Genomic DNA, 13,080 nt, shown 5'->3' on the forward strand with positions numbered 1-13,080 from the left:
TTCTTTTAATTTACTAAACAATTTATAAATATCCTAAACAGAGGATGTTTAATGAATTGTCAAATGGGATTTTCAGCTATTTATTTTAGAACGTCTTAGAGAGGATTCGTTTGAAAAGAGTTTCAGGATAATAAGTTAGTCTATTAAATCATTAGCAAAGTATGCACGTTGGACGAAATTAGTAGATTAATCAACAGCGATTTTTTTAGATAATGGTTATTTTGCTAAAACAAAAAATTACCAATTTTGTCTTTAATGCTTTAAGAGCAAAATATGCAATGATATACTAAAATAAATAAACTTAATGGAATAGACACTAAACGGAGACTCTAAAATATGACCAACCAACTAATCATAGAAGATCATCATTTCAAGAAAGGTGAGCTATCTAGCATAACGACGGCATATATCGATCAGTACCCAGTCGTTTACATACTCTACAACCGAAATGAAAAGAAAAGACCTGTTGCGTACATTGGTCAAACGGTTCAAGTGAATAAACGATTGAAGCAGCACTTGAATAACTCTAAGCGCAGAGAAATTAAAGAAGTCTTGCTGATTGGACATGAAAAATTCAATCAATCAGCGACCTACAATATCGAAACCAATTTGATCAATCACTTCATTGGGGATGAGCAGTTTCAGTTACAAAACGTCAGTCAAACAAGACAGGTACAGATGCATCAGTATTATGAAAAAGAGTATTATGATGAAGTGGTCTTCCAAGAGTTATGGGAAGAATTGCAAAGGCGTCAATTGGCGAAGCACTCAATCGATACGATTCGCAACAAAGATGTATATAAATTATCCCCTTTTAAAGAATTGACGCCAGAACAGTTAGATATAAAACTTGAAATTATTGAGTACTGTAAACAAGCGATTCAGCAGGATGAAACACAAAAAGTCTTAATAATTGAAGGAGAAGCTGGAACGGGAAAGAGCGTCCTATTGGCATCGCTCTATAACACCCTTCAAGACTATACAAAGTCAGAGTCTGTATTAAAAGGCACTGATAACTATTTGCTAGTCAACCATTCAGAGATGTTAAAAACCTACCATACAATGGCAGAAAGTTTGCCAAATTTAAAAAAGAATCATATGTTAAAGCCAACTTCCTTTATTAATAAAACAGATAATCAGAAGTTGCACCCAGACATCGTTATTGTGGATGAGGCCCATTTGCTTTTAACGAAGAAAGACAGCTATAACAGTTTTCACTATGAAAACCAACTAGAAGAGATTATCAAGCGAGCAAAAATCACGATTTGTATCTTTGATCCGAAGCAAGTATTGAAAATCAAAAGTTATTGGGATCAGGACAAATTGGATCAGTTTCAGAAAAGGTACAATGCTTCTCGCTTTCAGCTAAAAGATCAATTAAGAATGAAAAGTAGTCCACAAATTATTCAATGGATCGATGATATCGTAGAAAAACGTGTAACACCGATTCCAGAATCAACAGCATCTTTTGAGCTTCAGATTATGGAAACCCATGATGCGTTGAAGAATAAAATCTTTTCTCTCGATAAAAAGGAAGGTCTGTCACGGATCATCTCAACATTCGATTATGTTCATAAGAAAGACGGAGCTTCATATCTTGTAGATCCTGGTGGGATCAACCTGCCATGGAATACGACCGATACGAAGCGAACATGGGCGGAGCGACCAGATACAATCAGTGAAGTCGGTTCAATCTACACCGTCCAAGGCTTTGATTTAAACAATGTAGGAGTCGTCATTGGTCCTTCCGTTGATTACGATCCAGAGACCGACCAGCTTGTCATCGATATCGATAAATATGAGGACAAAGGGGCGTTTACGGGACGTGACGATATGAACCAAGAATTGACGAAGAAAGCCAAAGAAACGATCATCCTTAATTCATTGAATGTATTAATGAAGCGAGCAATCAAAGGGCTTTACATCTATGCAATCAATCCCAATCTCCGCCAAAAACTCATAACCCTACAAAACGAAAGGAGCCAGTCCTACCATGCAAAACCAACCCTCTTCAATGGAACGGATCAATAAATTCCGAGATGATCGCAATTGGCGACAATTCCATAATGAAAAAGATCTAGCTATTTCTATCTCCATCGAAGCCGCCGAATTGTTGGAGATTTTTCAATGGAAAACACCTGAAGAAGCCACTCAAGATTTCGAACATCTAAAAGAAGAAATTGCCGATGTTCTGATTTATTCTTATATGCTGGCAGACAATTTGGGGCTTGATATTGATGAGATCATCAAAGAAAAGCTGGAAAAAAACAACATGAAGTATCCGGTGAGAGAAAGTAAAGATTCGAAAAAGAAGTATAATGAATTGTAACAAAAAAAGAACCAAGGACGCTGCAAGTTCTTGCTTCTTTTTTTTGATGGAATAGGAGCAACAACGGCTTTCTGAATTCATCAGTGATTGGTTACGAACGTTAAAAATCTGACATAATTGAGAAAGTTGAAGATAACTTCAAATTGGTTACAATTTTTCGGAAATTTGAAGTTAACTTCAAATAAGCGCAATTTTTGATAAAAAATGAAGTTAGACCTAGTATCTGCTAGAGCAAAAACAAGATTATCCTATCCGAAAATGAAGACAAGATCATCGGGAAAAATCGGCAACAATGAAGGCCGTTTTCTATCAAAAATATTTCTCCCACCAAAACCTAAAAAACCTATTGCCCCCCAAGCCCTCTTACTGTATAGTAAACAAGAATATTTCGTGAAAATAACCAAAAATAACTAATTAAAAAGACTTTGTTATTGAAAATTGCGATTAAACGATGCTGTAAACGGAATGTAAGAAGGAGAAAACAATGACGTATTTAACAAACAATTTTGTGAATTGCATGATCACTTTAGGGTTTATCTTCATCCATCTATTTTCAAATGTTATCTCATCCAGAAAACTAAACGTGCAATACATGAGCTCCTTTGCCGCTGGGGTAGGAATCTCCTATGCGATCGTTCATCTATTGCCCCATTTGGCGTATTTTCAAACGGTGTTGATTGATGAATTTGGCTGGGACTCGGGGATTTTTTATAGTCATGGGGTCTATGGCATCGTTTTGTTTGGCTTAGTCTTCAGTTACGTGATCTACAAAATCGATGAGCGGACGTTTATGGTGTTAGAAAAGAAAGACATCACCAGTGCCAAAAACGCCTTTTTTTGGTCGGATATCGCTTTTCATGTGATTTATAATATTATGATCGGCTATATCGTGATTGCCAATACGCTATCAGAGCGTTTCTACATTTTGACCTACTTTATCGCTTTTGGTTTGCACTTTCTCATGAACGATTGGTTGCTCTATCACCATCATGGTGCCCTTTATAACAAATATGGCCGCTTTGTGCTTTCCTTCAGTATTTTCGCGGGAGCGGCGTTCTCCCTCTTTGTATCATTGCCCTACTATTTGGTGGTCATCATTGAAGCCTTGATCACCGGCGCTTTGCTGGTGAATATCATCAAATTTGAGTTACCCAATGAAGGGGAAGGCAGTATTCGTGGGCTATTGGTAGGCACGATCTGCTCTGGAATTTTGTTTGTATTTGTCTAACGCGAAAAGGAGGACTGAATCATGGATGATTCGGTCCTCCTTTTTTTATAAATACGCAAAGTAATTACTATTTTCTATTTCAATCGAACAAATCACAATAGTTTTTTATTTTTTTGACCATTATTTACAATTTTGTTACGATGTTCGCTTGCTTTTCCCAAAAACATTCTATAAAATGTAAGCGAATAGAAACCAAAAAAATAGGCACCCCGTAATTCTGTTGGCGCAGACTTACGAGGCCCTGATCAGTCAGACCCCTAAGCAGGATGACCAATCAAGTTGCCATAGTTGATCGCCAAAGGCATCAACGTGTTTATTGTACCCGATTTCCTTGTCGATTTCTAGTAGATTCAGGCAGGTTTTTGGGCAAAAACCGTGGGATGCTGGACGCTTATTTTGCTATGCCAAAGGCATTGGACAATCTTGTCCAATGCCTTTTTTGTCGTTTGAAACGGTTCATGCGCAGGATCGTTTGCGGCAAATAAAAGGTGTGAAGATCAGTTGAGAACAGTTGCATGGAAAATAGGCAGTCATAGTTGAGAAATCCAATGCCTTGCGTTCTTACTGTGTTCATAACAATAGCGTTTTGGCGATCAGCACTTCAATCCTAGGTTCTTGAAGGTGGCAAGCCTTGGTTTCTATTCACACTTCGAAAAGATACCTGAACGCACTCTTTCAGCGATCTTTTAAGGTTAAGGAGGAAGCTTATGAAGGATTCGTTAAAGAAATTTATGGAAGAAAAAATGCTGCCATGGGGAATGAAAATTGGCGGTGAAAAGCATCTGGTTGCCATCCGTGATGGACTTGTCACCACGATGCCTTTGATTATTATCGGCTCCATTTTTGTTATTTTATCTAACGTTCCATGGGAAGGCTTTAACCTATTTGTTACGAGTATTTTTGGCGGGGAATGGCGCAGCAAATTAGACTTTGTCGTTCAAGTGACCTTTGGTGTGATGGCGCTGTTCAATTCCTTTGCTATTGCGTATAGTTTAGCAACCACTTACCGCGTCAGCGGTTTATCTGCCGGTGTATTGGCAGCGTCGATTTTTCTTTTAGTCACTCCGATTGAAGATGGCGGCATTCAAATGTCTTATCTTGGTAGCCGCGGGCTGATCGTAGCAATCATCACCAGCCTGATCACGGCGGAGATTTTCCGATTATTCGTACAAAAGAATATCGTGATTCGCATGCCAGAAAACGTTCCCCCGGCGGTCAGTCGCTCCTTTATTGCATTGATCCCCTCATTCTTTTGCCTCTCGCTTTTCTGGGTGATTCGTTTATTAGTGGAATCATTCGGCAACACGAATGTTCATGATCTGCTGTACAGTCTTGTGGGACAGCCATTGTCGATCATTGGCGGAGGCTTTATAGGCGGACTGTTTGCCATTATGTTTACGTCATTGTTTTGGTCAGTGGGCATCCACGGTTGGGACTTGGTTCTGAGCGTCCTGCAGCCGACATGGATTCAAATGATCGATGAGAATCGGATCGCTTTTCAAAACGGCGAAACGATTCCGCATATCATCAATTATACTTTTATGAATACCTTTGTCTGGATTGGTGGGAGTGGCGTGATTTTGGGCTTGGCGATCTTGCTATTAGTCAGAAGTAAAAGTAAGTATTTAAAAGAGTTGGGGAAACTCGGATTTCCATCAACGGTTTTTAATGTCAATGAACCCATCATGTTTGGGTTGCCTGTTGTCATGAATCCATTGATTTTGTTCCCATATATTCTGACGCCGGTCGTGTGCTATGTCATCTCTTATACGACAGTTGCCATGGGGATCGTCCAACCTGCCGTCGTTTTGGTTCCCTGGTCGATGCCGCCAATCATCGGCGGTTATCTAGCCACAGGCGGACATATTTCGGGGGCAATCTTACAGCTGGTGAATCTGACGGTTTCTATCGCCATCTATTATCCATTCTTCAAAATGCTAGATAATCGGACATTAGCCAGTGAACTCGGTTCAGAAAGTGGGGCATAAAATGAAGACAAAACGATTATTGAATTGCACGGCAGCTGATTTTAAATCATTTGATAAAGACCAACTATTGGAAAGTATCCGAGGAAGTGCCGGTCGGACGATCGTAGCAGAAAATGATGTCCAAATCGATCCGATGTCTAGAGGAATCACTAATGCTGAATTCGTCGCTGCATTTGGGGCGGATTTGATTTTGCTGAACCTTTTTGATTGCGAAAACGGCGCTATCAAAGGTTTACCGACAACGGATGACCCGATTCGCTTTTTGCAGTGCTTAACGGGGCGGCCTATTGGGGTCAATCTTGAGCCTGTCGACGATTGTGCGGAACAGATGGAACAGTTGACAACTATCGCTACTGGGCGTTTGGCAACAAAGAAAAACATGGCTCGTGCAGAAGCACTTGGATTTGATTTTATCTGTCTGACAGGAAATCCTTCCACTGGCGTTTCAAATAAGGAAATCACAGCGGCAATCAAACAAGCAAGAGCCATTTTCTCTGGGATCATTATTGCTGGAAAAATGCACGGAGCTGGTGTCAATGAACCCGTGTTAGATGAAGAAATTGCGTCTGCGTTCATTCAAGCTGGAGCCGATGTTATTCTTGTACCCATTGCGGGCACGATTCCTGGGCTGAGTGAACAACACATGAGTGATCTAGTGGCCTTTATCCACCAAAAAGAGAAGTTGGTCATGGGCACCATCGGTACTACACAGGAAGGTGCAGATACAGGTACGATCCGTGCCTTGGCATTGACTAGCAAACGTGCCGGCTGCGACCTTCATCATATCGGAGATGCAGGTTTTTCTGGGACCGCTGATCCCGAGAACATCTTGCAACTATCCATCGCCATCAGAGGCAAGCGCCATACCTATCACCGAATGGCCGTCTCAGTGAACCGATAGGTGGAACAAATCGGCACATGCCTATGAAATGCAAGAAGTGTTAGAAGAATTTTTCGTTGAATGTTGAATAATGAAGCAAGACCGAAACAGAGAGTGAGTTCTTTGTTTCGGTTTTTTATAGTGAGTAGCATTGAAGTGTGGATAAAGTGTTTTTATAATAAATCTATCGGAGGTGCGTATGTTTAAGATAGGTGAATTTTCAAAGCTCTCTCAAGTGAGTATCAGAATGTTGCGTTACTATGATGAGATGGGTCTATTAAAGCCCGATAGGATTGATACGTTTACTGGTTATCGACTGTATTCGGCTGTTCAATTGCCTGAACTCAATAAAATAATCTATTTGCGTGATAGCGGCTTTAGTGTAGCAGAAATTGCGGTGTTGCTGAAAAACCAAGAGCAGGACTTCCTTGCAGAACAATTAGAAAGAAAAAAAGATGAAATTGAGACAACTATAGAGGCGGAAAAACAAAAATTAATCAAACTAGAAGTAGCTAAATTAGAATTGACGAAGGAACGAACAGAGCGCCATTATCAGGTCACAATGAAAGCAGTCCCGAGTTATCATGTGCTCTCCCTTCGCAAAGTCATACCAAATTATTTTGCTGAAGAGGAACTGTGGAGAGAACTAGCCACTTTTATGGAGCTTCATAAAATAAAGAATTTCGGACAATCATTTTCGATTTATCACGACCAAGAGTTTAAAGAAAAAAATGTCGTTGTTGAATTGTGTGTGCAAGTGTAAGCAGGCCTGCAGGTAGATTCCAAAGTATTTTCCAGCTACGAAACGGAGGCAGTGCCAATTATGGCGTGCACGATGGTGTACGGTGCATTCTCCAACATAGCCAACGTCTATTTGTCCTTGGCTGAGTGGCTACAAGAACATCCTTATTACCAAATGGACGGACCAGACAGGCAAATCGTGCATCGCGGTCCTTGGAATGAGCAGGAAGAACGTAATTATTTGACTGAAATACAAATACCGCTCATAAAACGTTGAGTAGCAGATTTTTTCTGTTTTTTCTTGACTCTCACACTGTGTCAGGCACTATTCTGAGAGCACAAAGAGGAAATGGAGGAAAGAAAATGACAGAATATAAACTACAACCGATCGGGATCATTCAAAACAATGAGGACGGATGCTTGCTCAGGCTTAAGAAAGAATATATTCCAGCTTTAGCAGGGATTGAAGGATTTAGTCATCTTCAATTAGTATGGTGGTTCAGTGATTTTGCGGATGCAAAGTATCGAATGATTTTGGATGCTGAGCAACCCTATAAACATGCGCCTGAAAAAATGGGGATTTTTGCTACGAGATCACCCATCCGACCAAATCCAATTGCATTAAGTGTTGTTCAAGTATTATCAGTCGATGTTGAGAAAGGAATTCTTTCTATTCCTTATATTGATGCAAACGACCAAACGCCACTAATAGATATCAAACCGTACACACCAAGTTTGGATCGAGTAGAAGTGCCCAGAGTTCCTTCCTGGTGCCATCATTGGCCGAACAGTTTAGAAGAATCTGCTGATTTTAATTGGGAAAATGAATTTAATTTTTAGAGGATGAAAAAATAGAGGAATCAATCGGAAGATTGTTGGCGCAACAATGAAAATTTAAGCAATGTCGATGTTCGATTCAAGTAAAGAAAAAACGCGGTTTGTTTTTAAGGGACATCCTCCGCTATAATTGGGGTAAACATTAGGAAGAGCGAAAGGAGTACACCACATGCTAACAGGCAACAAAGTCACTTTAACCCCTGCGGAAATCAAAGATAAAGAAGCGGTCTATCAATGGTGTTTTCACTCTGAAACCACAAAGTATCATTCTGGACCACCTTCTTATCCTAATGCACCGATCGCCACTGAAGCAGAGTTTTTTGAGGACTATCAAGAGTATTACTTTACTGGTGCCCAACCGCAAGATGGCAGAGGCTTTTTGATTCTACATGCAGGTGAACCTATTGGCTTTATTAGTTACTCCTCGTCTCATCTAAAAGACGGCATAGCAGAATTGGATATCTGGTTGAATCGAGAAGCTCATTGCGGCAAAGGATTTGGTACCGATGCGATCGTCACCCTCGGTGATCATTTACATGAAACATTCGGCATTCAAAAATTGATGATGCGGCCGTCGAGAAAAAATATCCCTGCAGTCAGATCTTACGAAAAGGCTGGTTTTACGCAATCTATCCAAGACCTTGCTGACTATTTGTTGGAAGAGTATCTTGCTTTATATGCCGAAGGGGATTATGGGGCAGAAGAAACGGTGACATTGATCAAAATGTTTCCGTCAACTGTATTGAGCTGATCTGGCTGATCTGGCCGATCTCTAACATTCGGCTTCAAACGATTAAAGGTTATTTCATGAAAACAGTCCATTTCACTTTGCAAGCAAGGGGAAATGGACTGTTTTTTACCTTTTAGCAATTTAAGGTCATTCAAAATACTCCTTCTTCGCTCTATCTTCTAACTTCGTTCGCACGCTAAATTCCTTCCTATGCAACAGTTATTGAAAAATTGCATAAGCCCTCTATCCTTGCTATTCCAACATTGAGAACAAAACATAAAATAAACATAGTTTTTTACAAAATTCCGAGAAACAGCGAGAATGTTTGTGCTATAATGGTCGCTCACTGTAAAAATTCAATAGAATCTGGGAGGGTATAGCATGCAGGAATACATTACGATCCACAACGCCAGGCAGAACAATTTGAAGGGCTTTGACTTGAAGATTCCCAAAAGAAAAATCACGATTTTCACGGGTGTCTCTGGTTCTGGCAAGTCATCGATCGTCTTTGACACGATCGCACAAGAAGCTGGTCGACAGCTGAATGAGAACTTTTCGAAATTTGTCCGCAACTTTTTGCCAAAATATAGCCAGCCAGATGCCGATGCCATCGACAATCTTTCGATGGCGGTAGTAGTTGATCAAAGCCGTTTAGGCGGCAATTCCCGCTCCACATTAGGGACGATCACGGATATCAACCCCTTGATCCGCTTGCTCTTTTCTCGTCTTGGTCAACCGTATTTAGGTCCTGCATGGAATTTCTCCTTCAATGACCCTCATGGGATGTGTCCCACTTGCGAAGGGATTGGGCGGATCGTCGGGTTAGATTTAGAAAAGGCACTGGATCTTGAAAAGTCCTTGAACGAAGGGGCAATCCTGCTTCCTGGCTACAAAGTCGGCTCTTGGCTACTGAAGTCCTTCACCAATACGGGCTTTTTTGACAATGACAAGCCGTTGAAAGAATATAGCGAAGAGGAAATGAACCGCTTTTTGTATGCCCAAGGAGAAAAAATCGATTCCTTGTATATGGAAGGCATGAGTTCCACCTATGAAGGCTTAGTCGCTCGTTTTAATCGCTCCAATATCAAAGGTGGCAATGAAAGCTCCGCTGCTACGCAGAAGAAAATCGCTTCTTTCATGAATGAGCAGAAGTGTCCTGACTGTCAGGGAAAACGATTCAATCCACAAGTACTCGCGTGTAAAATCGCGGGCTATTCGATTGCGGACGTTTTGGCGATGCAAGTGGATGAACTATTGACGGTTCTTCAAGAAATCTCGGAGGAGAGTGTCCAACCCCTGCTTCAAAACATCCAAGCGAGAATCACTGATCTGATCAATATCGGGTTGGATTATGTTTCCTTAGACCGTGAAACAACGACGCTTTCTGGTGGGGAAAGTCAGCGGGTAAAAATGGTCAAACACTTGTCTTCTAGCTTGAACGATGTGATCTACATTTTTGATGAACCGAGTATTGGGCTGCATCCAAGGGATGTCCACCGATTGAATGAATTGTTAGTCAAACTACGGGACAAAGGGAACACCGTCATCGTAGTGGAGCATGATCCAGATGTCATTAAAGCAGCCGACCATATTATCGATGTTGGTCCTAAAGCTGGAAAAAATGGCGGCTATATTACTTACGAAGGAACCTTTGAAGGATTGCTGCGCTCAGATACACTGACTGGCAAAGCCTTTGGACAGATGGTGGATTTCAAAGAAGCCCCTCGCAGAAGCCAACAGTTTATCGAAACGAAAAAATCGACGCTGCATAACTTGAAAAATACAGCACTGCGGGTGCCATTAGGGGTATTTACGGTGGTGACCGGTGTCGCTGGTTCTGGAAAGAGCAGTTTGGTAAATGGTGTTTTTGCCAAAGAATACCCTGAAGCCATTACGATCGATCAATCAGCGGTGGCGGGGAATATTCGCTCTAATCCTGCAACCTATTCAGGAATCATGAATGACATTCGCAAGTTGTTTTCGCAAGAAAACAAGGTTTCAGCAGGTCTTTTTTCCTACAATTCCGAAGGTGCTTGTGAAACGTGTAAGGGCCACGGGACCATCAAGATGGAGCTGTCCTTTATGGATTCCGTCGAGGTTTTGTGTCAGGCATGCGGCGGCAAACGGTTTAAAGAAGAAGTCTACCAGTATCGCTTGAAAGGCAAGTCGATCGATGAAGTCCTTGCCATGAGTATCACGGAAGCGGTGGAGTTTTTTGAGGAAAAAGCGATTCAAAGAAAACTAAAACAGATTTTGGCTGTAGGTCTAGGATACATGACCCTCGGACAGCCATTAAATACCTTGTCTGGCGGTGAATGCCAACGACTGAAGTTAGCAAAAGAATTAAGCAAAAAAGGCAATATCTACATTATGGATGAACCAACGACCGGATTGCACATGGCCGACATCAAAAGCATCTTGGCGATCATCGAACGATTAGTAGAAAAAGGCAACACGGTGATCGTTATCGAACACAACCTTGAGGTCATGAAAGCAGCGGATTGGCTGATCGATGTCGGTGTTGATGGTGGGATTCGCGGTGGTGAAATCTTGTACGAAGGAACCCCAGACCAACTGATCAATTGTCAATCGTCGATTACTGCGCAGTATTTATTTTAACGAAAAAGCCAAGACTAGCCGTAAGTAGCTCTTTTCATCGAGTGTTGCTTGCGGCTTTTTTTCATTCCATCGAAGAAGCGATTACAAGTTAGAAAATAAAATTCAGAACGCTATTTTTTTCATGATTAGTAGGTTTTTTGATAAAAATACTGTAAATTTGAGTATATAATTACCAAATAGTGGTCTATTTATGTAATAGTATAGAAAAGAATCTCTTGAAAAAGGAGTGGAGTGGATGAGAGAGCTGCAATTGGCCTTCATCAGCAACCGCACAACCGCGCGGTTGTTTCGGCTGTTGAGTACGATTGAGCGAGATCGGGTGTTTACGATTGGCGACTTAGCTGAGCGCAATCAGGTAACTCAGCGGACGATTGCCAATGATATCAAATACATGAAAGAATATTTTGGGGACAGTATAGTTCTTGTTTCCGGCAATAGCGGGTTTGTTTTCGAAGAGAAAAAGCCTACAGAATATCAAAAAAGAAAACAAAGTTTGTTAAAAAATGAATGCTTATTTGAAATTATCGGGAATATCTTTCATGGCAAGTTAGCTAAGGTGGATGAGCTAGCACATCATTACCATTTTTCAGAGAGTACATTTCGGCGCTTACTTAATCAGCGCAACCCTATTTTGAAAAGCTATGGCTTACAATGGACCTCCAATCCTTTAACGATTGAAGGAAGCGAAGCCAACTTACGTAAGTTTTTCAAAGATTTTTACTATGAAGGGGTCGAAACGATCTATACATTGGTCCCAGACCAAGCATTGCATGACTTGATTTTAGGGCAATTGGATGACAAGTTCGGCTATTATGAAATCGGATCTGGGGCGACCCCCGCAGCGTTTTACTATACGTTTTATATTGCCATCAAACGCGCGAGCCTTGGCTATCATATCACTGTGCCCAAAGAACTGGTCAGGCAAGCGTATAAAGGGAATAGTTTCGCCAAACTTTATTCCTTGAAAAAAGGCATTGAAGAAATCTATCAGACCCAGTTGCCCAAAGAAGAATTTGCTTGGATTTACTTGGTCACCCTGTGTAAGCGAACCTTGGATCAAGAAGAACGAGAGCAAAAATTTTACCGTCAGTTTCATCAAGGTACAGCGATTGCAAACGTGGCCGAATTGTTTCTGCAGAACCATGATGTGCCCAAAGAGCAAGCCATTACGGTGGCGACGTTTTTACGTTCTTTCTTTTTATCGAGGAAAATAAACCATGCGATTGCGCCGGTTTTGAACAAGGAAATGGATGATATCAAAGAAGTGATCATGCGTTCCAACAGCGAGAATTATCAAAAGAACTTACAATTTCTTAAGGAGCAGAGCAAAAAACTCTCTTTGTCTAGTGCTTACTTAGAAGACATCTGTGTCAGTTTAACAATTTATAGCGAGTTGATTTTCGATTATTACGCACCAGCAAAAACCATTTATTTTCTCCTAGAAGGAGATCATTTTGTGTGCCAGCACATTCAAACTCGAGCAATCCAGCGGTTTGGCAGCAAGCACGAGTTGACCTTTGTGCAGCTGCAATATTTAACAAAGAAGACGCTAAATGGATCACATATTGATTTGATCGTGACCAATTACAATCGCTATCTCGTCGATTACAAAGTCAAAACAGATTATTTATTATTAAAATCTCTTCCAGATGATCGAGATTGGGAACATCTTGAACGGAAAATAAACCCGTATCAAAAACCGCTTTTTTAAACCCATTCCCGTACCTT

General features: G+C 40.9%; 11 protein-coding genes. All 11 read left to right on the forward strand.

The features are described 5' to 3' along the window. The first annotated feature begins 336 nt into the window (after nucleotides 1-336). The 11 genes from A5877_RS11520 to A5877_RS11570 all read left to right on the forward strand — a co-directional run bounded on the left by A5877_RS11520 (nucleotide 337) and on the right by A5877_RS11570 (nucleotide 13,063). Entirely contained in the window at nucleotides 337-2,031 is a 1,695-nt protein-coding gene (locus A5877_RS11520) for a DUF2075 domain-containing protein (protein WP_086316867.1), read from the forward strand. Continuing rightward, nucleotides 1,994-2,329: a nucleotide pyrophosphohydrolase gene (locus A5877_RS11525; RefSeq protein ID WP_086299081.1), complete on the forward strand. Its 336-nt coding sequence runs from the start codon at nucleotides 1,994-1,996 to the stop codon at nucleotides 2,327-2,329. Before A5877_RS11520 ends, A5877_RS11525 begins: the two co-directional genes overlap by 38 nt. A gap of 484 nt (nucleotides 2,330-2,813) precedes the next feature. Next, nucleotides 2,814-3,557, forward strand: a complete 744-nt coding sequence (locus A5877_RS11530) for a hypothetical protein (protein WP_008377866.1) — start codon at nucleotides 2,814-2,816, stop codon at nucleotides 3,555-3,557. Nucleotides 3,558-4,264: 707 nt separating this feature from the next. Further along, the gene (celB, locus tag A5877_RS11540; RefSeq protein WP_086316868.1) at nucleotides 4,265-5,545 is read left to right on the forward strand and encodes a PTS cellobiose transporter subunit IIC; all 1,281 of its coding nucleotides are present in this window, start codon (nucleotides 4,265-4,267) and stop codon (nucleotides 5,543-5,545) included. A 1-nt stretch (nucleotide 5,546) separates the two neighbouring features. Then, the gene (locus A5877_RS11545) at nucleotides 5,547-6,446 is read left to right on the forward strand and encodes a hypothetical protein (protein WP_061054483.1); all 900 of its coding nucleotides are present in this window, start codon (nucleotides 5,547-5,549) and stop codon (nucleotides 6,444-6,446) included. 178 nt (nucleotides 6,447-6,624) lie between these two features. Further along, complete coding sequence (locus A5877_RS11550) at nucleotides 6,625-7,188, forward strand: MerR family transcriptional regulator (RefSeq protein WP_254907474.1); 564 nt, start codon at nucleotides 6,625-6,627, stop codon at nucleotides 7,186-7,188. A 72-nt stretch (nucleotides 7,189-7,260) separates the two neighbouring features. After that, nucleotides 7,261-7,443: a GyrI-like domain-containing protein gene (locus tag A5877_RS17465; protein WP_369596783.1), complete on the forward strand. Its 183-nt coding sequence runs from the start codon at nucleotides 7,261-7,263 to the stop codon at nucleotides 7,441-7,443. Between the two features lie 86 nt (nucleotides 7,444-7,529). Beyond that, complete coding sequence (locus tag A5877_RS11555; RefSeq protein WP_086316869.1) at nucleotides 7,530-8,006, forward strand: SAM-dependent methyltransferase; 477 nt, start codon at nucleotides 7,530-7,532, stop codon at nucleotides 8,004-8,006. 166 nt (nucleotides 8,007-8,172) lie between these two features. Further along, nucleotides 8,173-8,754, forward strand: coding sequence for a GNAT family N-acetyltransferase (locus tag A5877_RS11560; RefSeq protein WP_086316870.1), 582 nt, complete (start codon nucleotides 8,173-8,175; stop codon nucleotides 8,752-8,754). A gap of 360 nt (nucleotides 8,755-9,114) precedes the next feature. Continuing rightward, the gene (locus tag A5877_RS11565; protein WP_016612450.1) at nucleotides 9,115-11,352 is read left to right on the forward strand and encodes an excinuclease ABC subunit UvrA; all 2,238 of its coding nucleotides are present in this window, start codon (nucleotides 9,115-9,117) and stop codon (nucleotides 11,350-11,352) included. A 235-nt stretch (nucleotides 11,353-11,587) separates the two neighbouring features. Then, complete coding sequence (locus A5877_RS11570; RefSeq protein WP_016620737.1) at nucleotides 11,588-13,063, forward strand: helix-turn-helix domain-containing protein; 1,476 nt, start codon at nucleotides 11,588-11,590, stop codon at nucleotides 13,061-13,063. The last annotated feature ends 17 nt before the right edge of the window (nucleotides 13,064-13,080 follow it).

The sequence above is a fragment of the Enterococcus sp. 3C7_DIV0644 genome (assembly GCF_002141235.1).
Classification (GTDB): domain Bacteria; phylum Bacillota; class Bacilli; order Lactobacillales; family Enterococcaceae; genus Enterococcus_D; species Enterococcus_D entomosocium.